This is a genomic window from Corynebacterium faecium, from assembly GCF_027257105.1.
Lineage (GTDB): Bacteria > Actinomycetota > Actinomycetes > Mycobacteriales > Mycobacteriaceae > Corynebacterium > Corynebacterium lehmanniae.
Genome location: NZ_JAPYJX010000008.1, coordinates 72,277 through 96,536 on the forward strand (window position 1 = coordinate 72,277; position 24,260 = coordinate 96,536).

Consider the following 24,260-nt stretch of genomic DNA (forward strand, 5'->3'; position numbering starts at 1 on the left):
CGTTTCTAGCGCTCTGCTGCAGCGGCGCTCACGCGGTCTGCCCAGCGTTCAATGCCGTGCTGCTTGGTGCGCTTCAGCGTGTCGTGGCCGAGCACCAAGCCTTCGTTCATGCGGCCGGCCGCCGCGAGGTGTTCCTGCCCCACAAGCGTGGCGTCCGGCTTCACGTGCAGCGCATTCGTGTCGGCGTAGCACAGTCCGATGCCGGCCTCCACCAGGTTGCCCACCAGGGTTCCTTCGACAATTCCGGGCGGCGCCTGGACTGCGTCGATGACGACGGTCGCGCCAACCTCCTCGGCCAAGTCGCGGAGGTCCTCCTCACCGCGGGCGATGAGCTCGGTGCGGATCCGGCCTTCGTCGATAAGCTCGAGCATGATCTGCGCGGACTCCACCGGTGGGCCGAAACCGACGCGCTCCAGCGTGGACACGAAGGCGTCGAAGTCCTTCCCACCCAAGGTGTGGCGGCCGCCGTAGGAGGCGCGGTCGATCACCGCGTCGTAGGTGTCGCGGAAAGCCAGCGCCACGGCGAGCGCCGGCGTCCAGGGGCGCTCCCCTCGGGCCGCCGCAACGGATGCGCGGAGCTCCGCCACTGGGTCTCCGGTGAAGTCTTCGCCGCGCAGCACGTTCCGGATGTCGTCTTTCCCGCCTTCGCCACCGGCGATGCGGAGCAGCTCCGTGGCGCAGTCCGCGAGGATGTCTTGTAGCTCGTCGAGGCCTTCGCAGTCGAGGATTTTCTGCGAGGCCGCCTCGATGTGCGGCTGCGCCGCTTCCTTCGCCTCGCCTTCGAAGTACGCCTTGACCTCCATGAAGCGGCCCGACCGGGTCACGGGATAGAAGACTTTCGCGTCGGCGTACTTCACCACGTCAATGAATGTCAGCGCGGCGCCGCGGACCAACGCGACGTCGTCCGGGCTCACCGCGTCCAGGTTCGACGCCGGGTAGGCAGGAGCGACTACCTTGAGGTCGCCGAGGTCCGCATGCGCGAGCGAACCGGGCCAGTCGTGCGCATGGCCGGTGACCACGAGCACCTCGTCGAAGTGCTCGCCGAGCACGTCTACCCCGCTGTCGGTGGGCTCGACCATCTCGATGTTCTCCACCCGGTGGGTGAGGCTGCAGCGCGGCGGCAGGTTCTTCTCGAGCGCGCGCCACGACTTATCCAGGTGTTCGCCGACATGCTTTCGGCTGGGAAAATCGCCGGGAAGCTCATCGTTCGGGTCGAGTGGGCCGAGTTTCGTCTCCACAATGGACTTCGGTGCGTTGAGGATGAACTCCTCCGGCACCGAATCACTAAACGCCCCGGGCGCGGAGGACTCTTCCAGCGGCTTGGCGTCGAACACCGTCACGTCGATAGCAGCGCCACGCTCCCGCGCCCGTTCCATGAGCTCTTCTGACGCCCACAGACCGCGCGGGCCGGCACCAATTATCGCTACCTTCATCACCGAATTTTGCATGCGCCCCAGCTTATGCGCCGCGTGCCTCCAGCCGCTCCACCTGGCGGGCTAGCTCCTCTCCCAGCGGGTTGCCGGGCAGCCGTTCCTGCACCAGGTCCGCCACGGAGCGGTACCACCACAGCTGGCGCTCTTTGCCGGAGTTGAAGCGGCCCCACAACTCGTCGCCGAGCGCATCGAGGTCCGCGTGGATGGACAGCAGGTTGTGCAGTTTGTCGGCGGCGGAGATGAGCACGCTGCCGTCGTCCGCCTCACGCAAGTGCGCCAAGTACGCGTCCGAGCGGTCCTGCCAGCTGGAAAGCGTGCTGTTCTTGGTCACTCCGCGCACCAGCTCCACCACCCGGTCGCCGAACTCTTCGGCCATGCGTTGCGGACTGTACTCCTCGGGCACATCCTCCAAAATGTCGTGGAACAGCGCCGCGATAAGCACGTCCTCGTCGTCGGTGACCTGGGAAACGAGGTGCATCACGCCGACAACGTGGGAGACGTACGGGATGTCGGTTCCTTTGCGGACGTGGTCGCGGTGCGCCCACGCTGCGGTGTTGATTGCCTGGATAAGTCGCGGGGACGCGACGGGAGCATTGGTCATGCCAGACCCCTATCTGTCGGGAACGCTTCACACGATACGAGCGCCGTCGACATCACCACCCCGCTATTCGCACACCCGTTCTATCCCGCCTCCAGCGTCCCCCGCACCCGCACCTGCGCGCGACCACCAACCCAGATGTCCTCCCCGTCGTCGGTAATCTCCACCCGTCCGTCGCGCCCGAGCGCCGTGCCCTGCGAGACCGTGTACTCCGCCGGCACATCTCCCCTCCCTCGCAGCCACTGCGCCATCGCACCGTTGGCGCTACCGGTGACCGGATCCTCGAACGTCGGCGTGAAAGCTCGCAGCTCATAGGCCGGATCCGCACTCCCCGTCAGCGCCACAAACGCCACCTTCAAGCCGCTATCCGCCGGCTTCTCCAGCGCCCGCAACGCGTCCAATCCATCCAGCAGCGCCAGCTTCCAACCGGGGCCGTTGTCACCGAAGGCGGCGTCGACAAGCAATTGCTTCTCGACGCCAAAGGTGTCACACACCTCGTCCTTTTCCTCCTCCGAGAGCTGGTCGTCGCGTTTGAGCGGCGGGGTGGCGAACGCGAGGGAGTCGCCCTGGATGCGGACCTCGACGTTGCCCACGCCGCACTCCTGGATCACGCGGCCCTGGTTGCGCGGCTTGTTACCGAGCTCCAGCCACGCACGCGCCGTGCCGAGGGTGGGGTGTCCGGCGAAGGCGTACTCCTCCACCGGCGTGAAGATACGCACGCGGTAGTCCGCCTCTTCGGTGGTCGGCTCGAGCAGGAACGTCGTCTCGGAAAAGTTGGTCCACGACGCAATTCGCTGCATCTGTTCGTCGCTCAAATCATCCGCGCCACAGATGACGGCGAGCGGATTGCCGGTGAATGCGCCGGTGGCGAAGACGTCGATTTCAAAGAAGTTCAGGGAAGTCACCCGGCCAAGGCTACCAACGCGAAAACTCCCGACCCGGAGTCCGGATCGGGAGTTGTACCTTGTACCCCGTACGGGATTTGAACCCGTGTTACCGCCGTGAGAGGGCGACGTCCTAGGCCGCTAGACGAACGGGGCGCGCTCGCTTGTTTGCGACTTGTTAAAGATAAAGGACGTTACTGCAAACCTACAAATCGCCTGTTCAGACCTCTTTACCTAGGGTAAACGAGCGGATTGTGAATACCGATGCCGACACGATCCCCGACCTTTGGGTTCATACGGGCTGAAGCGCGAGCGCGAAACTCCACCCCGTCCACATCGATGGTGAGCGAGTAGACGGACACCTCAAATAGCGAGGAGGTGACCCGGCCGTTTAGTACGTTCCGCTCCCCTGGTGCTGCCACTTCTACCGCCTCAGGTAACACCGCAACGGTGACATCACCTCTATGGCCTGATGCGCCAACCATCTCCACATGCGCAGTCGGCCATTCCATGGCAGGCGTTGTGACGACCACGCGGCCGTCGATAATTTGTCCCTCTAACAGCGTCGCGTCAGCGATAAAGGAGGCCACCCACGGCGAAGCTGGTTGAGCGACGATATCCCTCGGCGAGGCAAACTGCTCGAGCTCGCCGTCTCGCAGCAATGCGATGCGATCGGCGATGGCAATCGCTTCCTTGCGGTCGTGGGTCACGTGCACTGTAGTTAGAGAAGACCGCTTGGTCAGTGCAACAAGCTCTCGGCGAAGACTGTCTCGCAGTGGTTCGTCGAGGGCCGACAAAGCTTCGTCGAGCAGCAGCACTTGCGGCTTGGCCACAATCGCACGCGCGAGTGCGACTCGCTGCCGCTGACCGCCAGACAACGTTGAAGGTTTCCGGTCTCCGTAGCTCTCCAGCCCCACGGTGCGCAACGTCGATTCGACGAGCTGTTGTTGTTGTTTCTTGCTCGTACCTGCACGTTTGAGCGGGTAGGCGACATTATCCGCAACACTCATGTGTGGCCAGACTGCGTGCTGCTGAAACACCATGCCCATCCGCCGCTTTTCTGGCGGTGTGCGAGTCACGTTTGTGCCGTCGAGGGAGACCGTGCCTGTGGAGGGCTGCACAAACCCGGCGAGGGTGCGCAGCAGCGTGGTTTTTCCCGAGCCGGACGGGCCGACTAGCGCTACGAACTCGCCGCTACCAACGCGTAGGTTGATGTCGTCCAACCCAACGGCACCGTCTGGGAATACGACGCTGAGGCCGTCAATCGCAATGTCACTCATCAGGACTCCTTGTCAGGGTTGCGCACAGTCAGTGCCAGGGCGGCAATACCGATTACTGCAAACATCAAAGCAAGCGCTGAAGCTTGGTTGTAGTTTCCGGACTGTTGGAGGTTGAACAGTTGCACACCAATTGTTGTGGTGCCCGGAGCAACGAGCAGAATTGACACGGTGAGCTCGCGCACCGCGGTAACTGCAACGAGAACTGCCCCGGAGAACGCCGCTGGTACAGCCATTCGCCCCGAAGTATCCACGATTGAGCGCACCCTACCCGCGCCAGAGATTCGTGCCGCTTCTTCCACTGCAACCGGAATCTTGCTCATCGGTGCGCGCACAGCCTGCAGCACCAAGGCTGTGAAGGCGCAGACGTAGGCCAACAGGATCACCCAACGGGTGTTGTAGAGCCCCGTGTACCTGCCCACAATGAGCCACCCGACGCCAATGATCAGTCCAGGGAGTGCAGCCGGAAGCAATGTAGCCAGAGATAGCGGCGTGTTAGTACGCGCGCGGGTGCGGGTGACCAAGATGCCGATCGCCCAACCCAGCAGACCGCACAGTAGTGCGGCACCGCCTGCGAGAGCGACCGAGTTAGTGAAACCATCAACCACCCGCGGGTTGCTCAGGGTGCGCTGAAAATTCGACAGCGAGATTGTCTCCAACGTAAACGGCACACCCGGGGCCGGAAGCAGCGCACGGTGAGCGAGCCCCAAGATCGGACCGAGGGTAACCGCGAGTGCAAGGACCCAGGACACCACGGTGACAGGAACTCTCGCCACACCGAGTGAAAGTTTCATCGTGCTGGCACCACTGACTTGCGAGGAGGCTCGGCGCGACACCGCGTAATCTGCCACCACGGCGATAATGCCCAGCAGCATCAACACTGCTCCAACTGTGGACACGACCTGCAGCGGGTTGCTTACCGTGCCTGATTCCATAAACCGGTAACACATTGTCGCTAATGTCTCGAACTGCACCGGCGACCCCAGAATCGATGGAATACCGAAGTCGGCGAGGTTCGACACTGCCGTCAGGGTGAAGGCGCTCAAGAATGCTGGCCCCAACAGCGGGATGGTCACAGTGCGCAGCACCGTGCCACTGCCCGCGCCACTAACGCGTGCAGCCAGTTCGAGATCAGAGGGGATCTGGCGCAACGCTGCGGCCACAATGACGTACACAACCGGGTACGAGTGCAACGTCATCAGAAAGACAATGCCGTCGGCTCCGTACAGGTCCCACAGCGGCCGGTCGAACAGCGCATTGAGCCCCTGGTTTCGGCCAAACAGCTGCAGCCAGGAAATGGCACCGACGAACGGTGGGACTAACAGCGGCGAGAGCAGAAATAAGCGTAATCCCGTTGCTCCACCAACATCGGTGCGCTCCAAAACAATCGCAATCGTGCCGCCGATTAGTACCGCGCCCATAGAAGACAGCACGGTGGTAATCACGGAATTCCAAGTGGCGCGCGCCAGGCCTTGTTCCACAAGTACCGGAAACTGATTTCCCCCGAGCGCGAGTGAGACCACCATCGCGAGAGGAACAATGAAAATCGCCGCGGCAACCAACCACACCCCTAGGCGAGCGAGGTTGAGCCCCGGCGAAGAAACGCGTTGCATTGCCACCTAGTTCATCGCGCTCTGGAAGAACTCTACGGAACGTGCGCGATCGTCCGTCAGTGTCTGCAGATCAGCATCCATCAACGCGATATCATCAAGCTCCGGGGCATCACCCGGCGTACCGACGCCGTCAATGATCGGCAAGTAGTTCTGCTCGACTGCTAGTTCTTGGCCCTTCTTCGACAGCACAAAGTTAATAAACAACTCCGCCGCAGACTGGTTCTTCGAATCCGCGAATACTGCGATCGGCTCGGTGATGTACGGCGAGCCTTCGGTGGCGTAGACCTCCTTAACCGGGGATCCCTGTGCCGCCAGATCGCGCACGAGGTAGTCCACCACTACGCCGACCGGGTGGCCACCACCCGCAATCTCCTGCGAGGTCGGGCCGTTGGATGCAGCAATCATCGGTGCGTTCTCACCCAGCGCGGTGAGCCAGTCCTCACCGAGCTCGTCGTTGTTCATCCACACCGTGGCGTTGTATGCGGCTGCGCCGGAAACTGCCGGGTCCGGCATGACGATCTTGTCGCGGAACCGTGCGTCGGTCAGATCAGTCCAAGACTGTGGTGCATCAGCTTCATCGATCACTGAGGTGTTGTACGCAAGAACGGTAGAGATGATGCGGGTGCCAACGTAGTACCCTTCCGGGTCCACGGCGCTGTCGATAACCTCACCAGCTTCCACATCATTCAACTGTGCAAGCAGGTCTTCAGACTTGAAGGCCTCAAAAGTTGGTGCGTCCGCCGCCCAGATCAGGTCGGCCTCCACGGAGCCAGATGCCTTTTCTGCCTCGATACGCGCTTTGAGGTCACCGGTGCCTGCACGATAAACCTGCACGTCTACATCCGGGTGCTCCTCATTAAACGCTGCGATAATTTCGTCGACCTTCTCCTCCGGCTCGGAAGTGTAAAGCGTGAGCGAACCGGTGGCAGAATCCTTGGCCGCGTCTTCAGCAGCATTCCCGCCGGAGGTTCCGTTGCTAGATGCTGTGTCCTCTGTAGGCTCAGAGCAACCAGCGAGAGCGAGCATCGCGGCGCTGAGGGTGGCAATTGCAGACAGGGACTTTCGTGTGAATTTCATTAAGAACTCCTTTGCGCACGGTAAAAACAGCGCTTACCTTAACACCGCATCCCACTGCACGCTCGCCGAACAGCAGCGCCAGTTGCTACCCACTCGACCCTGCAGACCCACCGACAGGCTGCGGCGCCTCCTCCGGAACCGGCGTCTTCGTCACCGGGGTCTCCCGCTCGAAGGGCTGTACGTCGAGCGCCGGGCCGATCACCGACCAGCTTTTGCGCATGGACTTCTCAAACAGACCCCAACTGTGCGTGCCCTCCACCTGCGGATACCACTGCACGTCCAGGCCGGCGCGCTGCGCCCTATCCACGAAGTATTCAGAGCACGCGTACGACGCCGACTCAATCGCCACGGGCGGACCTATGCGTTCGGAGGACGTCTTTGTGTCGTCGATCGCACCGGGCACTCCCTGCGCGGCGGAAATGAACAACTTCGTGTTTTCCAGCGCATCGAGGTGCAGCACGGGTGAGTGCGCCATCCACGCCGGGTTGGAGGACATACCCCACATCTTGCGGGGATCCGCCCCGTTGAGCTTCAAGGCCTGGCGCACGTATGTGTCGCCAAGGACACCGGAGGTGGCCGGGCACCCGGAGTACGACGCCGCGGCGGCAAACCGCTCCGGTTCCAACGACGCAATATTGAGTGCCGGCCCGCCAGACATGGAAATGCCCGCGATGGCGTCGGTGCCGGTGCCGTGGAACTGCTCGTCCATAAGCGGAGGCAGCTCTTTGGTGAAGTACGTGAGCCACTTGTTGCGCCCCGTCGCATCGTCCTCGCGGTACCAGTCAGCCTGCATTGAGGAGACTGAGCCGATCGGAGTGACCACATTGACCAGTTTGTCCTGGAAGAACTCCTGATAATCGGACGAGTTGCGCCAGGACCAGCCGTTGGCGGCACCGTCCGCACCCATCAGCAGGTAAAACGTGGGCCGCGGAGTGTCGTTATCCGGCCCGCCGGGCAGGATTACCTCGTTTTTGACCTCTCTATCCATCGATGGCGAGTACACGACGACCTCGTAGACGTCGTTTTCAATGTGCGTCACTGATTTCAGGGTCGCGGGCTTGGCGTCCGGTTCCGGGAACGTCTCGGCGACGTTGCTGGAGCCATCGCCTATCGACGACCCGCTTGCCGTCGACCCCTCATAGAGCGGCGCGCCGAAGACACCCCCGCCCAGCGTCGCGAGGAACAGCGCCGGCACTGCGAGCAGTGGAATCGAAGACGACAGGCTCGACGCTGCCGCCGGCACACTAAACGCGTCGATGAGACTGGATCCACCCTGACGAATTTCACCGCTGAACAGCGACGACAACTTCCAAACCATGCGCTCACAGTACCGGAAGCGAAAAACCTCCGACCCATTTGCTGGATCGGAGGTTTTGCGTTGTACCCCGTACGGGATTTGAACCCGTGTTACCGCCGTGAGAGGGCGACGTCCTAGGCCGCTAGACGAACGGGGCATTAGGACACAGAACTTACAAGCTCTGCAGCTGGCCTACCAGGACTCGAACCTAGAATGACGGTACCAGAAACCGTTGTGTTGCCAATTACACCATAGGCCATCGTTTTCCAGTCTGACCTGCGCTTTCCCTCTCGGTGTTGCGCCTGTCTGCTGAACAACGTGGATTACTATAACCATGGATAGCTAAAGCAACCAAATCCGCAGGCCACCGCGCAAATCGCGGCGGCCTTTGTTGCGCTATAACAACAGCGTTGTAACTACTCCGCTGCCTGGTAGGGAGTCACCTCTCGAGCGGCACGGAGGCGCTTCAGCGTGGACTCGCGTCCCAGCAGCTCCATGGACTCGAACAGCGGCGGGGACACTGCAGCACCGGTTGCGCCGACGCGCAGGGCACCGAATGCGACGCGCGGCTTCAAGCCGAGGTCGTCGATAAGCGCCTTGTTCAACGCCGCCTCGATGTTCGGGGTGGTCCACTCCTCCACCGCTTCCAACGCGGCGATGCCCGCGTCCAGCGGCTCGATGGCGGTGTCCTTGAGGTTCTTCTTCGCGCTCTTCTCGTCCAGCTCCAGGTCCTCGTCGGCGGTGACGAGGAACTTCAGCAGGTTGTAGCCCTCGGACAGCACCTTGATGCGCGTCTGCACCAGGTCCGCAGCGACGGCGAACTTGTCCGCCGGGTAATCCTCCGGAAAGTCGGTGTGCTCGGTCAGGTAGGCGCGCAGACGGTCGCGGAAGTCCTCCGGTTCCAGCAGGCGGATGTGGTCGGCGTTGATGGCCTCAAGCTTCTTCTGGTCGAAGCGGGCCGGGTTGCCCAGCACGTCGTTGACGTCGAAGGCCTTGACAAACTCGTCGACGCTGAAGATGTCCTGGTCCGCGGACAGCGACCAGCCCAAAAGCGCCAGGTAGTTGATCATGCCCTCCGGGATGATGCCGTTGTCCCGGTGGTTGAACAGGTTGGACTCCGGGTCGCGCTTGGACAGCTTCTTGTTGCCCTGGCCCATCACGAACGGCAGGTGGCCGAACTCCGGGGTGAACTCGGCCACGCCGACGCGCTTGAGCGCCTCGTACAGTGCCATCTGACGCGGGGTGGACGACAGCAGGTCCTCGCCGCGCAGGACGTGGGTGATGCCCATCAGCGCGTCGTCGACAGGGTTGACCAGCGTGTACAGCGGCGCGCCGTTGGAGCGCGCGACAACGAAGTCCGGCTGCGTCTCGGACTTGAACATCACCTCGCCGCGCACCAGGTCATTCCAGGTCCAGTCCTGGTCCGGCATGCGCAGGCGCCACACCGGCTTGCGGCCTTCCGCCTCGAACGCGTCGATCTGCTCCTGCGTCAGGTCGCGGTCGAAGTTGTCGTAGCCCAGCTGCGGGTCGCGGCCGGCGGCCTTGTGGCGCTCCTGGACCTCTTCGTTGGTGGAGTACGCCGGATACACCTCGCCGGCCTCAATGAGCTTGTTCAGCACGTCCGTGTAAATCTCGGAGCGCTGGGACTGGCGGTACGGCTCGTGCGGGCCACCCACGTTGATGCCTTCGTCCCAGGTCAGGCCCAGCCACTCCAGCGACTCGATGATCGCCTGGTAGCTCTCCTCCGAGTCACGCGCGGCATCCGTGTCCTCGATGCGGAACACAAACGTGCCGCCGGAGTGGCGCGCCTGCGCCCAGTTGAACAGTGCCGTGCGCACCATGCCCACGTGCGGGGTTCCGGTTGGTGACGGGCAAAAACGTACGCGCATTGAAGAGTCAGTCATGTGCGCAATCGTAGCGCGCAGAGCCCCTTGCTTATCGACGTCCTCCGGTGCACCAGTATTTGAAAGTTCAACTGACTCGAGACCCCCCGATTGGACAAGTCAACTCAACTAGATCCTCCTGCGTCCAAACTGACCCTGCCAACGGCGCGCAATACGGCGACGCCTCATTCTCTAGGGCGTGCCCCACCGCAACTGGTGCCGCTACCGCAACCGCAAGAGCCTGTCACGAACGATCGATGTGGCGGTGCCGAAACTCCGTCACGGCCCATCCTTCCCTTACTACTCGAGCGCCGATCACGCGCAGAGAGCACGCAATCGACTCCGATTCGGCGGCTAGCCTGTCAGAATCCAAAGCCCTGCGAATGCCGAAAGAACTCGACGAGGCGGTCACCGTTTTGAAAAATGCCCGCTCGATACCTACGGTTTCGGCTACCTGTCCCGTAACATGCTCAGCTCGAAATAGGCGCGGACGACCCGATAGTTGCCACTGGAGTCAATCTCTTTTCTGTACAAACTTGAGATGGAAATGGTGCCACCACGAGTTGCAATTGGATATAACGAGGGAGACCCTCCGGAAAAGTGGCGAGCAATGAAACTTACATTGTCTAGATTTATCTATCCCCCCCTCTTCGTTACCCTCGGACACGCTTCTAGTTCAGGTGAACGGATAGAGACGACCACGCCCCGAAATAAATCGACGTGCAGATAAGGAAACATTATGGATGAGACATCTACGTGGTGTTTTTTCACAAAATTCGTGTGTCGGTACGACCAACTTGATGAAGCAAAAGCAAGGCACCAAAGATGCGTCGATGTAGTGCGCGAGAAAAACAGAGTGCACTTCTCGTCTGAACAGGCATACCAAGCTGGACACAGTGAACCAACTTTTGAACTCCTCCTGTCAGAGATCATCCCACCGAGCGAGGAGCTAAGCCCGGAAGAGGAAGCGGAGTACTCAGTATTCTTCTTCGTAACTGTTGCTGATGTTCCCTGTGATCCCAATGAAGTCGATGATGCGGTGCGACTATTATCAGCAAAACTTGAAATTGATTTCGAGCCAGGGATCCCTGCGAAGTTCCCAAGCCGCACACGCGGTATTCGTGTCAGCGAAACCGGTCATGAAATTGAGCAATGCATCTACCAATAGGGGTAGTCACCCCTATTCACCTTGCTAAGCTGGCCACCCTAGACTTTGCGTCTGCTTTACACCGAGTCGAAAGTAAGAAGCAGCAACACCCCCGGGACAGAACCGGCACAACATTATGCGGCCGCAGAACCGGCACAACATTATGCGGCCGCAGAACCGGCACAACATTATGCGGCCGCAGAACCGGCACAACATTATGCGGCCGCAGAACCGGCACAACATGGTTTTGTAAAACTCGGCCTTAAACAAAACCCAAAACCCAATACCCCCAGCTCCCCCTCACCACTGTGGCCGAGTTTTACAAAACCGCGCCTTGACAGGCGCCCCGGGTCGCGCCCCGGGAGGCGCTGAGGTGGTGGGCTACTTGGAGTGGCGGGAGAGGAACGCCCACATTTCGTCGGCAGCGGACGGCGAGTACCACCAGTAGTGGTTGGAGCCGTGCACCTGGATCACTTCGACGCCCTTGCGGCAGCCACGGGCGGAGACGCGGGTAGCGTTATGCAGCGGGGCGCGGTTGAGGCCGGGGCCACAGCCATTGCGGAGGGCGTAGGAGCCGAACAGCTCCGGAACCGGTAGAACGCGTTGGCCGCGACGGGTGGTTCCGTAGTACGGGGTGAGGGTGTCGTTCATGCCGTGCAGGGCCATGAATGCGATGGGCAGGTTCTGGCAGCCGCGGTTCACCGGCGCGTAGTACGCACCGGATACGCCTGCGACGCCGGCGAAAAGGTCTGCCATGTGGCAAGCGGAGACTGCTGCCATGCCGCCGCCGGTGGACATGCCGGTGGCGTAGATGCGGCGGCGGTCGATGTTGTAGTAGCGCTGCACGTCGTTGATCATTGCGCGCACGTAGGCGATGTCTTGCCCGGGCCGGGTGGCTGCGGTCGGCGAGCCTTCCCAGGACGCACCGATGGCGCGCGGGTAGACGATGATGGCATCGCGCCCGACGGAGGATTCGCGCAGTCGGGAGTAGTTGCGGAAGTTCTCGGTGGAGTCTTGGTAGGCGGAGTAGCCGACCATCACTGGCGTCGGGTTCGCCGGGTTGTAGCCTGGCGGCACCCAGATGAGGTAGCTGCGTCCGGCGGCGTGGATTTCGCCGTTAGTGCCGTTAGCCACTGGCGCGGGTGCTTGTGGTGCCCAGGGCCCAGGCACCGGTGCAGGCGCGGGCAACGGATTGCGCGGAAGAGACGAGCTGCCGGGGATGGTGTCGTTGGCCATTTGGACGAACTTGTTCCACTCGGCGTTGGCCTGATTCACAGCGCCGTTCACAGCGTCGGTGGCGGCGCGGTTAGCGTCGTTGATCGCACGGTTGACCTGTCCGTTGATTTGGGACGACATATCTTGGGCCCCGGCCTGCACCGGAGCGACCGCACTACCTGCGATGAGCAAGGCAGCGAAACCACCTGCAAGACTTTTCACAATTTTCACACCGGCCACATTAACCCCGCCTTTATGTAGCGGCAAGCAATGCAGACGTGCGTGCACAAACTAAGGTTCGTTAAAGTATCGTCACATGCCCACTTCCAGACCCGATAGCGCCCCAGACTTTCTGCTCTCGCGTGGCGACGGCTCCGTGCGCACCCAAGGTGCACTCCGCACCTTCGACGACGCGTGGGAGGCCGCGGACGCGATCGCGCGCGGCGAGGAAGAAATGGTTGTCGGCGCCCTCCCCTTCGACCATGACTGCCCAGCGGCACTCACGGTCCCCGAGCACATCATCCGCGAGCCGGGTGCGCTGGAGCCGCACCCGTACTACCGCGTCGGCGAGGGTTCCAAGCTCAACGCAATGCTTATCGACGTTGACCCGTCCCCGGCCGAACACCTGCGCCGAGTCGAAGCCGCCATCTCGACAATCCAAAGCTCCGCCCTGGACAAAGTAGTGCTGGCGCGTGCGGTAGACATCGCCTTTGACCCGCCGGTGGACCCCCGCTTGGTCGCGGCGCGACTGATCGACCTGTCGTACACGCAGGACGGGTTCATCGCGGACCTCACGCCGTCGGGACGCACGGGGCATTTCCTCGTGGGGTCCTCGCCAGAGGTGCTGGTGCGCCGGCGCGGCAACCGAGTCTGGTCGTTCCCCTTGGCCGGCTCCGCCGCCCGCGTCCCCGGCGACCAGGAAGCAGACCAGGCCGCGGCCAACTCACTGCGCGATTCTGCGAAAGACTTAGACGAGCACCGCTTCGTGGTCGACCACATCCGGCGCATCCTGGCGCCGCTGTGCAGCGAGCTAAACGTCCCCGATCTGCCAAGGCTGGAAAAGACCAGCGAGATGTGGCACCTGGCCACACCGATCGAGGGCGTGCTGAAAGACCCCGCGCCGAGCGCGCTCGATCTCGCCTTAAGCCTGTACCCCACCCCGGCGGTCTGCGGCACCCCGCAAGCAGCGGCAGAGGCGCTGATCACCACCGCAGAGTCGGACCGCGGGTTCTACGCCGGCGCGGTGGGATACACGGACGCGGCCGGCGACGGCGAGTACATGGTGGCTATCCGCTGCGCCGAGGTCAACGCCGACGGAACCCGGGCACGCGCCTGGGCGGGCGGAGGCCTGACCGCCTACTCGGACCCGCAGGCAGAGCTCGACGAGACCTCCGCCAAACTGCGCACCATCATGCGCGCACTCGGCCTGTAAGCGCCCTACGCCCGCTCGACCGGGTTGCCCAGCTTGCCGATGCCGGGGATCTCCACCTCGATGTAGTCGCCCGGCACCATCTCCGCGGTGCCGGCGGGCGAGCCGGTGGCGATGACGTCGCCAGGCAGCAGCGTGAAGGATTCGGAGACCCACTCCATCATCTCGCCGACGGACTTGATCATCTGGTTGGAGTTGGAGTCCTGCTTGGTCTCGGTGACGCCGTTGTGGGTGTGGTGCGCCTTGATGGGCAGGTTGGCAAAGTCGAACTTCTCCAGGTCCGTTTCAATCCATGGGCCGATGGGACCGAAGGTGTCGATGCCTTTCGCGCGGGCCCACTGGCCGTCTGCGAACTGCAGGTCGCGGGACGACACGTCGTTGATGATGGTCACGCCGCGGATGACAGACTTCCAGTCTGCAGCCTTGACATTCTTGCAAGGGACGCCAACGACGAGCGCGAGCTCGCCCTCAAACTCCACTCCGGTGGCGTACTCCGGGATCTTGATGGCGGCGCCGGGGCCCACCACAGCCGTGGACGGTTTGATGAAGATCGTCGGTGGCAGGTGCTCTGAGGACTGCTTGAACACCTCCGCCACGTGGTCGGCGTAGTTGCGGCCCACTGCCACCACCTTCGACGGCAGCGTCGGGGCGAGCAGGCGGACGTCCTCAAGCGCGTACTCTTTGCCGGTGTACTCGGGGTCGGTGAACGGGGTGCCAGCGATGGCTTTTGCGGTTGTTCCCTCGTCGTCGATGACGGCGAATGTCATTCCTTCAGGTGTTGCAATTCGTCCAAAACGCATGTGACAGAGCATACAACCAATTGCAAAAGTGGCGTTACCCGGTTAGAGCGAGATAGAGCTCGGCGCACGCCACCGCGTCGGTCAACGCGTTGTGGTTCGCGTACGCCGGCAGGTTATAGCGCTGCCGCACCCTGGGCAAGCGCAGGTCCTCGCCGCGCGGGTAGGTGCCCATGCGCTCCATGTGGCGCCGCTCCATCACAAAGGTGTCCACCACCTCACTGTCGTGCAGCCGCCACTTGGTGCCCCGCACATCCTGGTGCAGCTTGCCCAGAAACCCGGTTTCCATCTGTGTGAAGTGCGCGAGCAGCTTCCGCCCCTCAAGCGCCGCCAGGAACGCGTCGAGCACCTCTGCGGGCTCCCTGCCCAGCGACGCCACGTCGTCGTCGGTTACCCCGTGCAGGGTGGCGGACTCCCCCACGTCCGCGCCGCGTAGCACGAAGTACTCCGCGCCGGAGAGGTCGATCACTCGGCCGTTGACCGGCACCCACCCCACGGACACCAGTTGCGAGTGCACTGGCTTCAGGCCCGTGGTTTCGACGTCCACGGCGAGCAAGGCGTCGTCGATTAGCTGCCGCCTCTTCGGCCCGAACAGCATGTCACACCGCCCTGGTCGGGTACGCGGTGGAAAGCGCGTTCTGCAACGACTTGATCACCCCGAACGCGTCGCGAAGTGCTGCGCGGTCGCGCTCGGGCAGCTGCTTCGGGTCGATGCGGTAGTTCGGCGCCTCGCCCGCGCGCACCTGTGCGGCCTGGTGGCGCATGGCCAGGTCGGCCAAATACTCGTAGGCGTCCAGGAGATCCGCCGCGCCCTTCTCAGAGACCGGCCCGCCGGCGGCGCCGCGCAGGCGCGCGATGGTGTCCACCTCGTCCACCCCGGCCGCGATGGCGTACAGGCGCGCCATCTGCACCACCGCCGCGGTGCCGCCGCGCTTGATGTCCAGCGTGTGGGCGTATTCGCCGCTGCGCTCGAGCACGAATCCGCGGAAGAAGCCCACCGGCGGCTCGCGGAACGTGGCCAGCGCGGCCAGGTGCGTGTGCAGGCGGCGCGAGCCGTGCGCGGACGCCAGCGCGCCAGAGCGCACCCGCACGGCCATGTCCTGCCAGCCCTCGCCGAAACCGAAGACGGCGCGGAAATCGAAAAACACCTGCGCGTTAAGTAGCGCGTCCGGCTTCGGCGCGGTGACCCAGCCGTGGAAGGTGCGGCCCCACTCGCTTTCCGTCATCCGCCACTGCGGCGAAGACGCCATCATCTCGCCCGGGCACAACTCCTGGCCGGCGCGGGCGAGCCCCTCGCAGACGAACGCGCTGAGCTCGGCAAAGTACTCGCCGTGCTGGGCGGCGTCGTACGCGTCGGCGAGCACGAGCGCGTTGTCTTGGTCGCTGGCCGGGCCCATCTCCCCGCGCGCCTGCGATCCCACCGCCACAAACGCGAACGGCACAGGCGGGGGCCCAAGCTTCTCGACGGCTAAAGTGCCCAACCTCTTCGCCACCGCATCCGCGATCGAGGTGAGCAACCGCTGCGTCTCGGCCGCAGACGCGCCGCGCTCGAAAAACCGCACCGCGACACGTGCCGCGTCACGGTAGGCGCCCTCCAGCTCATCCAGCGACGCCCGTGCCACGTCCGCCGCCAGGTAGATCGGGTCCGCCTGGAGCTGGCGCATGATGTCCGCGGCGGTGACCACGCCCACCACTTGGTTGTCGCCGGCCACCGGCAGGTGGTGGATGCCCAACTCGCTCATGGTCAGCATCGCCTCAAACACCAGCGCGTTGGGTTGAATGGTGCGCACCGGGCTGGTCATCACATCCGCCACGGGCCTCGACGTGTCCACGCCGCCGGCGACCACGCGCGAGCGCATGTCGGCGTCAGTGATGATGCCGGCGACCTCCTGCCCGTCGGTGATGATCAGGCTGCTGATGCCCTCCTCGCCCATCGTTCGGGCGGCCTCGGCGATGCTCACGTGCTTGCCACGCGTCACCGGCTCCCGCCCGGCGAAGATTTCGCGCAGCGGGGTGCGGAGCACATCGGTGGCGCCGCTGTCGCGCACTTCCTCGGCGGCGGCGCGCACGCGGCGCGAAGCAGTTTGGAAGTACCGCCCCATGTCCGGAAATTGCTCCAGCAGTTGGAGGAACGCCTCGCGCGGGAGCATGAGCAGGATGCTGTCTTCCACCGCCTGCATGAGGTAGGCGGATTCGCGCTCGCCCACCAGCGTGGAGTAGCCGAAGTTCAGGCCGGCCTCGCGCCGGTCCAGCAAGAGGTCGTCCTCGCTGACGACGTCCACCGCGCCGGAGCGGATGACATAGAGCGTGTCGTTGGGCTGGCCCACCTCCACCACGGCCTGGCCGCGGCGGACGTAGGTGATGCCCATCTGGGCGGGCAGGGCGCGGAGGGTGGCCTCGGGCAGCGTCGAGAACGGCTCGTGCTGGGCGAGAAAACCGCAGACCTCTTCAAGCTCCACACTCATGGAGCAAGAATATCGTGGCGTGATGCCCGATACCGGCGGTTTTTACTGGTAGCTGACAAACCACGGACGCGGGTTGACGTCGCGGTAGGTCTGCTCCGGGGTAAACGTCGGGAAATCCTCGTCGAAGAAGTTCTTCCACGCCATGAAGAAGTTCGGGTCCAGGCCCTCGCGCAGCACGTTCCAAGTGTCGAACTTCTGCTCCGGGCCGCCGTGGCCGTCGGCGTGCAGGACCCAGGCGAGCTCCGGCTGACCGGTGACAATGTTTTCGCGGTCCGGGTACATGGCCACGTTGAACTGGTGCAGGATCATCGCCTTCTGCGGCAGGTTGTTGTCGCGGACGAGCTGGGCGAGCCAATCCGCCACCTCGTTGATCTCGCCCGAAGTTGCGCTGCCGATGCGCGACAGCGGCTCCTCGCCCGGGTTGAGCTTCCACTCGGCGTCCAGCGCGAGACCCACGTTCGGGCGCTTGAGCAGCTCCTCGTAGATCTTGGCCTGCTCGAGGAAGCTGCCCTGGCCCGGCTGCAGGTCGATCACGGCGTAGCCGCCAGCATCCACAATGGCGTCGACGTAGGGGACGAGGTCCTCCATCGGCGTTTCGTTGGAGAAGTTGCCGTCGTCGCCCGGCCCGCCGGAGGCAACGGTGGCGATGATCTCGAAGGCGGGGACGACCGGCTCGTCGCTATACGGCGTGTAGTCCTCGGCGTACTTCTTGGCCAACTCCACCGAGGCCGCCGGATCCTGCTCCCCCATCACGCCCAGATCAGGCCCGTAGGGGTGGCCGTAGAGCGCCACCATGCGGCGGCCCGGGAACACCAGGCCGCCGCCGCCCGGCAGTTCACCGTTGCCTGCGAGCGCCGCACGAGCCTGGAAGTTCTCGTTGTCGCCCCACTGGCGGCCCAGCGCGAGGGTGTCCTGCTCGGTGACCGTGCGCATGCTGTCCGCCGTGGCGCGCGGGTCCGGTGCCGCCAGCACCTGCACGTCCGCACCGGCCGCACGCGCAGTGGCGACGGAGGCGCGCGAGGACAGCGCGGTGGCGAACACCGGCGGCATGGTCAGCTCGCTCGGGTGCTCCGGCTCCAGCGCGGCGATGGCTGCGGCATCCCCAGCCGGCTCGGCGGAGGCGACCGCCTCAGCTTCCTCTTCGTCGCCCGGCACGTTGATCACGCGCGTGGCGCCCAGGCGCTCGACTTCAGCGTCGACGGCGGCATCGGCGCCGTCGAGACGCACGAGCATCGGCGCCCCGAGCTTGACCGCAATCGCCGCAGCCTTGAGCTGCTGATCGCGCTCCTTGGCGGAGACCACGACGGTCTCCGAAGATTCGAAGAGGCGCTGCGAGACCTCTGCACCGGTGCCGTCGGCGTCCTGGATCACCTCGTCGCCGTTGGTTTCGAGCGCGGCCGGTGCGCCGATCCCGCCCTCTGTGCTGCTGCAGCTGGTCAACACCAGTGCGGTTGCGGTCAAAACGGCGGGAATCGTGCGGGTCACATGCATGCGCACAACCCTACTTCAGGGCAGCGGCGATCCTGTCACCCACTTCGGCGGTTCGCACCTTCGCGTCGCCGCGCTCCGCCACATCGCGCTCGACGGCGTCCTCGATGCGCGCGGCGTTGTCCTCGTCGCCAAGGAAGCGCAGCATCATCGCCACCGACAAAATCATGGCGGTGGGATCCGCAATGCCCTGGCCGGCGATGTCCGGGGCGGAGCCGTGGACCGGCTCGAACATGGAAGGGAACTCCTTGGCCGCGTTGATGTTGCCGGAGCTGGCGAGTCCCACGCCACCGGCGACGGCGCCCGCGAGGTCCGTGAGGATGTCGCCGAAGAGGTTGTCGGTGACGATGACGTCGTAGCGCTGCGGGTCCTGGACCATGTAGATCGTCGCAGCGTCGATGTGGTTGTAGTCCACCTCGACCTCCGGGAACTCGGCCGCGACCTCGTCGACGACGCGCTGCCACAGCCCGCCTGCGTTGACCAGCACGTTGGTCTTGTGCACCAGGGTGAGCTTCTTGCGGCGCGCCATCGCCAGCTCGAACGCGTAGCGCACCACGCGCGAAACACCGTGGTAGGTGTTCTGGGAAACCTCGGAGGCCACCTCGTGCTCGGTGCCCTGCCGCAGGGTGCCTCCGTTGCCGGCGTAGAGCCCCTCGGTGCCCTCGCGCACCACCACGAAGTCGATGGCGCCGGGGTTGGCCAGGGGGCTGACTGACGACGGATACAGCCGCGACGGGCGCAGGTTGACGTAGTGGTCCAGCTTGAAGCGCAGCGGCAAGAGCAGGCCGCGCTCGAGCACGCCGGCTGGAACGCGCTCCGGGTCGCCGATCGCGCCGAGCAGGATGGCGTCGTGATCTTTGAGCGCGTCCAGGTCCGCATCGGTGAGCAGCTCGCCGTTTCGCAGGTAGCGGCGGGCGCCGAGGTCGAACTCGGTGGTCTCCACGTCATCGCGGACTGTGCGCAGGACTTTGAGGCCTTGCGCCATCACTTCCGGGCCGATGCCGTCGCCTGCGAGTACTGCAATTTTCATATTCTGAAACCTTCTTCTCACATAGTAGAAAACAGCCCCAGACTAACACCTCGCGCGGCGCTAGTACGCCGCTTCCGCCTCCCGGATCCGGCCAGCTAGGTCCTCCGATGTGCCGAACTGGCTGCCCAGCGCCACCAGTGGCCGCTCCGCCAAACCTGCCATGGCGAACAACGTCTGCTCGCTGGCGCGAGGGTCAGACAGCGGCACAACAGTCACCTCAGCGCCGTAACTGCGCGCATTTGCGACGGACGGAATCGACGACTCCCAGGTGGCAACCACGCGCGGCGCCATGTTCGCGTCGCGGCGGGATTGAATGGGAAACGGCTCGGGCTTCGCCGCGGGCAGCACCACCGGATCCGCCCATTCCGCCCGCAGCCACGTGGGCTCGCGCTGGTACAGCCCGGAGACCGCCCGCACCGCATCCTGCGGGGTGGAAACCGTGCGCTCCTGGTACCGCAGCGCCGTCATCTGCCCCAGCGCCCGCAGCCCGCCAGGGTCCCGTCGCACGCTCACTGCGCCTGACGACGGCGCGATGGCCACGTCCCCGACCGTGAGCACGTTGACAGTGTGCATATCCGCGATCATCTGCACGTACTCGGCGTGGCGGGCGGGCTCGTACACCATCATCGGCGCGTTTGTGGTCACCGCGATGGACGCCGCGCGCAGCTGCGCCTCAATCGACGCGTCGCTGAGCACCAGCGTTTCCGAGGACGGGAAAAACAGCTTGGTGGTCTTGATGCCCAGCACATCGTCGACGACTTCCGGTTCTTCCGCGAACAGCTTTCCCACGTGCTTGGACTGGTTCACGCCGCGGGCGCGCTCGAGCGGGCTTAACTGCGCCTCGGGCGCACACGAAGTCAGCATCGCGGAGGCGGCGAGCACGGCGGCCGCACCCGCGAGAGTTCTCGTTTTCGCCACTTACGCCTCGCCCGGCTCCCAGTCCCGCTCGGCAGCACGGTCCATGGCGTACTCGATCATGCCCACGAAGCGCTCGCGCCTGTCCCTGACAAAGCCTTCCCAGTCGGAGGCGAGAAGGAGCTCCGGATCCATCTCGTGGCCCGCAAGCATTGCGTCGAACTCGTCGTCTTCCAGCAGGGACTTCGACTGCAGGCGGGGCAGGTAGCGCTTCGGCTCGTTGCGTTCGATAACCACGTCGGTGCGCCGCCCCATCGGGGTGCGGTTGAGCACCGATTCGGCCAGCTCCGGGTCATTATCCAGCGCACCGGTGACCGCCAAGTATTCAGTCGGGAACACCTGCCGGAAGCGGGGCTGCAGCTGCCCCACCGTTTCTGCGGTGAAGGGCTCGGCGGTGCGCCAATCGCGTGCGCCGCGCGCCATGAGCAGCGAGTACAGGCCGCGGTAGACGCCACTGTCCGGTCCGGCGCTGCGCAGGCGGGACTCGACAAACCGCGCGTCCGCCACTGTGCGGGGCAGCTCGTCGGTGTCGCCGCGCACCCACGGGGTCACCTCTGTCACGTCCAGGCCAATGCGGATGGTGGGCGCATGAGAGCCGTACAGCTCGCCGAACACGCCGCACCAGAACCATCGGTTGAGCCTGTCAGCCGCCTCCTTGTGCTCCAGTGCGCCAGGCTCGTCCGCCAGACGCGCCAGGATCACCGCGAGCGGAATCAGCTGCGCCGGGTAGGGCACCTGATCAGCCGCAACCACACGGCGCTCCTCCAAAAACGCCGCGGCGGCAAGGAAGCCGTCCAGCATCTCGCCTGCGTGGGCCCGGTACTGCTCCAGCGAAATGTCCAGAATATCGCCGCGGTGGCCACGCGCCTGTCCCCTCCTGCTGGTCAGCAGCAGCGACATCGCTCGCAAGAACTCCACACGCCCCACGCTGTCCAGCACAGGGTGCTCGCGTAGCTTGCGCTCCGTGTCCCGCCAGCGCTCCGCCAGCACGAACGACGGATCCTCGGAAGCGAAGACCGCGGTGAGCAGCTCGAAGACGTCCATCTGCACGCCGGCGGAATTGGCGAACGCGAAGATCTGGCCGACGCCCGCCTGCGTGGTTTCGCGGTCCACGCGGATCACCGGCACGTCGTAAGCCGAGAGCCCCCGCATGACCTGGTTGACAAAGCGTTTAACCGCGCCTCGCAGCTGCTCGTCCTCGGTGCTCGCGGCCATGTCCACGAGCAAGTCGTTGCCCTCCGGCCACAGCAGCATGCTCACCGGGATGACTCCGTTATTTATATAGGCCTCGCGCGAATTCAGGTAGCCGTCGACGCCCGGGCCAAAGTGGGAGCGCACCTGCCCCTGCTCGTCCACTGCGAACAGGGCCTCCACCGGCATCGGGTCCGCGGACGCCGCGGCGCGCACGTCCACCATGAAGCGGCGGCGGATCGGCCGGCCCAGGTAATCCACGGTGCGGACCTCGCCGTCTTTTTTAAATGCCTGGTAGAGCGAGGTCAGGCGCTGCTGGCCGTCCAGAAGCAGAAGCCCGGGAGCCACGCCGTGCACCTCCACACCTTCGAGCGGGCGCGGCTTGAAGCGCTGTTCCGTGTTGCGCGTGTCAAGGGCAAGGAAGGAGCCCACCGGGTAGCCGCGCAGCACCGACGTCACCAGCGTGCGGACTCTGTCGACGTCCCACAGATACTCGCGCTGGAAATCGGGCAGCTGCAGCTCTCCCCGCCCCGCGCGGGAAAACAAGTCCTTGAGTGAGTAGCTCGGCGTGGTGAAACCCATGGCACCAAAGCGTAGTGCAGTTTCAGCACACCTTCTCGTGACCGATGTGCTCGGGCAGCTCAATCTGCACCGTCGCATGCTCTACCCCGAGCTGCGCCAGGGTGACCTGCACCCGGTCCAGCAGCTGGTCCCGGTCCACCCCGGGGGCCGCCACCACGTGCACTGTGGCCAGCACGCTCACCCCGTCCAGCGACCACAGGTGCAGGTCGTGCGTGTCCATCGCCCCTTCGACCTGCCTCAACGCGTGCTCCACCTCGTCTGCGTCGAAGCCTGCCGGCACGTGTTCCAGCATCACGCGGGCGGAACGCACCATCAGCTGCCACGCCCGCGGCAGCACGAGCGCCGCGATGACCAGAGAGGCGACCACATCCGCTCCGGTAAACCCGGTCAGCGAGATCACCGCGCCTGCCGCGAGCACCGCGACCGAGCCGAACATGTCCACCAGCACGTGCAGGTACGCGCCCTGCACGTTAATGGAGCCCTCCCGGTGGCGCGAGAGCACCCACGCCGAGGCCGCATTGGCAAGCAGACCGATCACTGCGATCACCATCATCGGCGCCGTCTCCACCGGCTGCGGGTCGCGCAGTCTGCGCACCGCCTCCACCACGATCCAGACGGAGATGCTCAACACCGCCACCGCGTTAATCAGGGCGGCGAGCACTTCCACACGCCGGTTGCCATAGGTGGCGGTCGCGGATGCTGCCTTTTGGCCGACGATGATGGCGATGAGGGAGATGATCAACCCCGCGGCGTCGGAAAGCATGTGCATCGCGTCCGCGAGCAACGCCATCGATCCAGAGAGCAACCCGCCGACAACCTCCGCGACAAACACCGTGCCGGTGATCGCGAGCGCGGCGGCCAGCGCCCGCAGCGGTGTGCCGTGGGCGGGGCCGTGGTCGTGGTGTGCGTGATCGTGCATCGTCGGTTCCCTTCGCATTGCCTATCGACGACCTACGGTATGCGCCGTTTCACTTAATGACAACTAATTGAAAATGGTTTCGCTTGGGGGCGTCCACCATACGAGCGCAGGGGAAACTCCGGACAAAATGAGACTTGCAGCACAGATCCCGCAGCGGCGGTTGCGAAAGTTTTGTTACAGTGGGCGGTCGTTCACCGAGGATGCTGGCATAGCCCTGCGTCCGACGGAGACGTTATGCCAGCACTTGTGTTAGCACGAAAGGAATTTACAATGAACAACCCCATCGATCCGAAGCGCAACCCGAAGGACTTTGCCAAGGACGCTAAGGAATTCGGCGAGGACAAGCTCCACGACGCCCAGGACAAGCTCCACGGCGCTAAGGACTTCGGCCAGCACAAGCTGGACGACCTGCGCGGCCGCGGCGACGTCGACGGTGTCAAGGAAGTTAAGGACGCTAACGTCGACCGCTCCAACGTCGAGCGCGTCAATGTGGACCGCACCAACGTCGAGCCGGAGAAGGACGTCCGCGTTGAGCGCACCACCACCGAGCGCACCGCTACCACCCCGGCCCGCTCCACCGCTGGCTCCACCGCTGTGACCGAGGAGTCCAACAGCGGCAGCGGCTTGTGGAAGTGGCTGCTCGGCCTGCTGGTCGCGCTGCTGCTGCTGTGGCTGCTGTGGTCCCTGTTCTCCGGCGACAACGGCGAGGGCGAGACCGTCACCTCCACCACCACCGCCGCCACCGAGGTTGTCTCCGAGACCACCACCCTCGACGGCGCTGAGGAGACCGCCGCAACCGGCGCTGCCGATGCCGCAGACGAGACGGTCACCGAGACCAACATCGTCGACGAGATCACCGAGACCCTGGCACCGGAGGGCGCTCCGGAGGGCGCTGCAGCGACCAACTAGTCGTTCACACAACTCACCCCGCGTCTCCCACAATCGGGAGTGCGGGGTTTTCTCATGCGGGACTGCTGCGGGACCGCGCACGAAAAACGCGGCGGAGACCTAAGGCCTCCG

At 64.3% G+C, this 24,260-nt stretch carries 20 protein-coding genes and 3 tRNA genes; 3 read left to right on the plus strand and 20 right to left on the minus strand.

From position 1 onward, the window contains the following. Positions 1–5: 5 nt before the first annotated feature. The 11 genes from O5O53_RS09950 to gltX all read right to left on the minus strand — a co-directional run bounded on the left by O5O53_RS09950 (position 6) and on the right by gltX (position 10,083). Complete coding sequence (locus tag O5O53_RS09950) at positions 6–1,448, minus strand: FAD/NAD(P)-binding protein (RefSeq protein ID WP_269511784.1); 1,443 nt, start codon at positions 1,446–1,448, stop codon at positions 6–8. A 10-nt stretch (positions 1,449–1,458) separates the two neighbouring features. Continuing rightward, the gene (locus tag O5O53_RS09955; protein WP_269511786.1) at positions 1,459–2,034 is read right to left on the minus strand and encodes an HD domain-containing protein; all 576 of its coding nucleotides are present in this window, start codon (positions 2,032–2,034) and stop codon (positions 1,459–1,461) included. Positions 2,035–2,114: 80 nt separating this feature from the next. Next, positions 2,115–2,936 carry a PhzF family phenazine biosynthesis protein gene (locus O5O53_RS09960; RefSeq protein ID WP_269511788.1) on the minus strand — a complete coding sequence of 274 codons (822 nt, stop codon included), beginning with the start codon at positions 2,934–2,936 and terminating at the stop codon, positions 2,115–2,117. A 62-nt stretch (positions 2,937–2,998) separates the two neighbouring features. Then, a tRNA-Glu gene (locus O5O53_RS09965) sits at positions 2,999–3,071 on the minus strand. Between the two features lie 74 nt (positions 3,072–3,145). Further along, the gene (locus tag O5O53_RS09970) at positions 3,146–4,195 is read right to left on the minus strand and encodes an ABC transporter ATP-binding protein (RefSeq protein WP_269511790.1); all 1,050 of its coding nucleotides are present in this window, start codon (positions 4,193–4,195) and stop codon (positions 3,146–3,148) included. Then, entirely contained in the window at positions 4,195–5,805 is a 1,611-nt protein-coding gene (locus O5O53_RS09975; protein WP_239306866.1) for an ABC transporter permease, read from the minus strand. Before O5O53_RS09975 ends, O5O53_RS09970 begins: the two co-directional genes overlap by 1 nt. Before the next feature lie 6 nt (positions 5,806–5,811). Next, entirely contained in the window at positions 5,812–6,882 is a 1,071-nt protein-coding gene (locus O5O53_RS09980; protein ID WP_269511792.1) for an ABC transporter substrate-binding protein, read from the minus strand. 85 nt (positions 6,883–6,967) lie between these two features. After that, a complete protein-coding gene (locus tag O5O53_RS09985; protein WP_269511794.1) occupies positions 6,968–8,200 on the minus strand; it encodes an alpha/beta hydrolase in 1,233 nt (410 codons plus the stop codon). A gap of 63 nt (positions 8,201–8,263) precedes the next feature. Next, a tRNA-Glu gene (locus tag O5O53_RS09990) sits at positions 8,264–8,336 on the minus strand. Positions 8,337–8,366: 30 nt separating this feature from the next. Further along, positions 8,367–8,438, minus strand: a tRNA-Gln gene (locus O5O53_RS09995). Positions 8,439–8,595: 157 nt separating this feature from the next. Then, the gene (gene gltX, locus O5O53_RS10000; RefSeq protein ID WP_269511796.1) at positions 8,596–10,083 is read right to left on the minus strand and encodes a glutamate--tRNA ligase; all 1,488 of its coding nucleotides are present in this window, start codon (positions 10,081–10,083) and stop codon (positions 8,596–8,598) included. Between the two features lie 718 nt (positions 10,084–10,801). Here gltX and O5O53_RS10005 point away from each other — a divergent pair. Next, the gene (locus tag O5O53_RS10005; protein WP_269511798.1) at positions 10,802–11,230 is read left to right on the plus strand and encodes a hypothetical protein; all 429 of its coding nucleotides are present in this window, start codon (positions 10,802–10,804) and stop codon (positions 11,228–11,230) included. 360 nt (positions 11,231–11,590) lie between these two features. Here O5O53_RS10005 and O5O53_RS10010 read toward each other — a convergent pair whose 3' ends face one another. Continuing rightward, positions 11,591–12,655 (minus strand): CE1 family esterase, encoded by a 1,065-nt coding sequence (locus O5O53_RS10010; protein ID WP_269511800.1) that lies wholly within the window; start codon positions 12,653–12,655, stop codon positions 11,591–11,593. 85 nt (positions 12,656–12,740) lie between these two features. On the opposite strand from O5O53_RS10010, the gene O5O53_RS10015 reads away from it, so the two are divergent. Beyond that, positions 12,741–13,856: an isochorismate synthase gene (locus O5O53_RS10015; RefSeq protein ID WP_269511802.1), complete on the plus strand. Its 1,116-nt coding sequence runs from the start codon at positions 12,741–12,743 to the stop codon at positions 13,854–13,856. A gap of 5 nt (positions 13,857–13,861) precedes the next feature. Here O5O53_RS10015 and O5O53_RS10020 read toward each other — a convergent pair whose 3' ends face one another. The 8 genes from O5O53_RS10020 to O5O53_RS10055 are packed head-to-tail and all read right to left on the minus strand — an operon-like array spanning position 13,862 to position 23,240. Continuing rightward, entirely contained in the window at positions 13,862–14,653 is a 792-nt protein-coding gene (locus tag O5O53_RS10020) for a fumarylacetoacetate hydrolase family protein (protein ID WP_269511804.1), read from the minus strand. A 34-nt stretch (positions 14,654–14,687) separates the two neighbouring features. Further along, positions 14,688–15,248 (minus strand): 3'-5' exonuclease, encoded by a 561-nt coding sequence (locus O5O53_RS10025; RefSeq protein ID WP_269511806.1) that lies wholly within the window; start codon positions 15,246–15,248, stop codon positions 14,688–14,690. 1 nt (position 15,249) lies between these two features. After that, positions 15,250–17,115 (minus strand): DUF294 nucleotidyltransferase-like domain-containing protein, encoded by a 1,866-nt coding sequence (locus tag O5O53_RS10030; RefSeq protein WP_269511808.1) that lies wholly within the window; start codon positions 17,113–17,115, stop codon positions 15,250–15,252. A gap of 42 nt (positions 17,116–17,157) precedes the next feature. Continuing rightward, positions 17,158–18,606 (minus strand): cell wall-binding repeat-containing protein, encoded by a 1,449-nt coding sequence (locus O5O53_RS10035; RefSeq protein ID WP_269511809.1) that lies wholly within the window; start codon positions 18,604–18,606, stop codon positions 17,158–17,160. A 10-nt stretch (positions 18,607–18,616) separates the two neighbouring features. Further along, positions 18,617–19,633 (minus strand): 3-isopropylmalate dehydrogenase, encoded by a 1,017-nt coding sequence (locus tag O5O53_RS10040; RefSeq protein ID WP_269511811.1) that lies wholly within the window; start codon positions 19,631–19,633, stop codon positions 18,617–18,619. A 60-nt stretch (positions 19,634–19,693) separates the two neighbouring features. Further along, entirely contained in the window at positions 19,694–20,551 is an 858-nt protein-coding gene (locus O5O53_RS10045) for a hypothetical protein (RefSeq protein ID WP_269511812.1), read from the minus strand. Then, a complete protein-coding gene (locus tag O5O53_RS10050) occupies positions 20,552–22,321 on the minus strand; it encodes a DUF262 domain-containing protein (protein WP_269511813.1) in 1,770 nt (589 codons plus the stop codon). 22 nt (positions 22,322–22,343) lie between these two features. Continuing rightward, complete coding sequence (locus O5O53_RS10055; RefSeq protein WP_239305900.1) at positions 22,344–23,240, minus strand: cation diffusion facilitator family transporter; 897 nt, start codon at positions 23,238–23,240, stop codon at positions 22,344–22,346. 270 nt (positions 23,241–23,510) lie between these two features. Here O5O53_RS10055 and O5O53_RS10060 point away from each other — a divergent pair, with 270 nt between their 5' ends. Beyond that, positions 23,511–24,149, plus strand: a complete 639-nt coding sequence (locus O5O53_RS10060) for a hypothetical protein (protein ID WP_269511814.1) — start codon at positions 23,511–23,513, stop codon at positions 24,147–24,149. Positions 24,150–24,260: the final 111 nt, after the last annotated feature.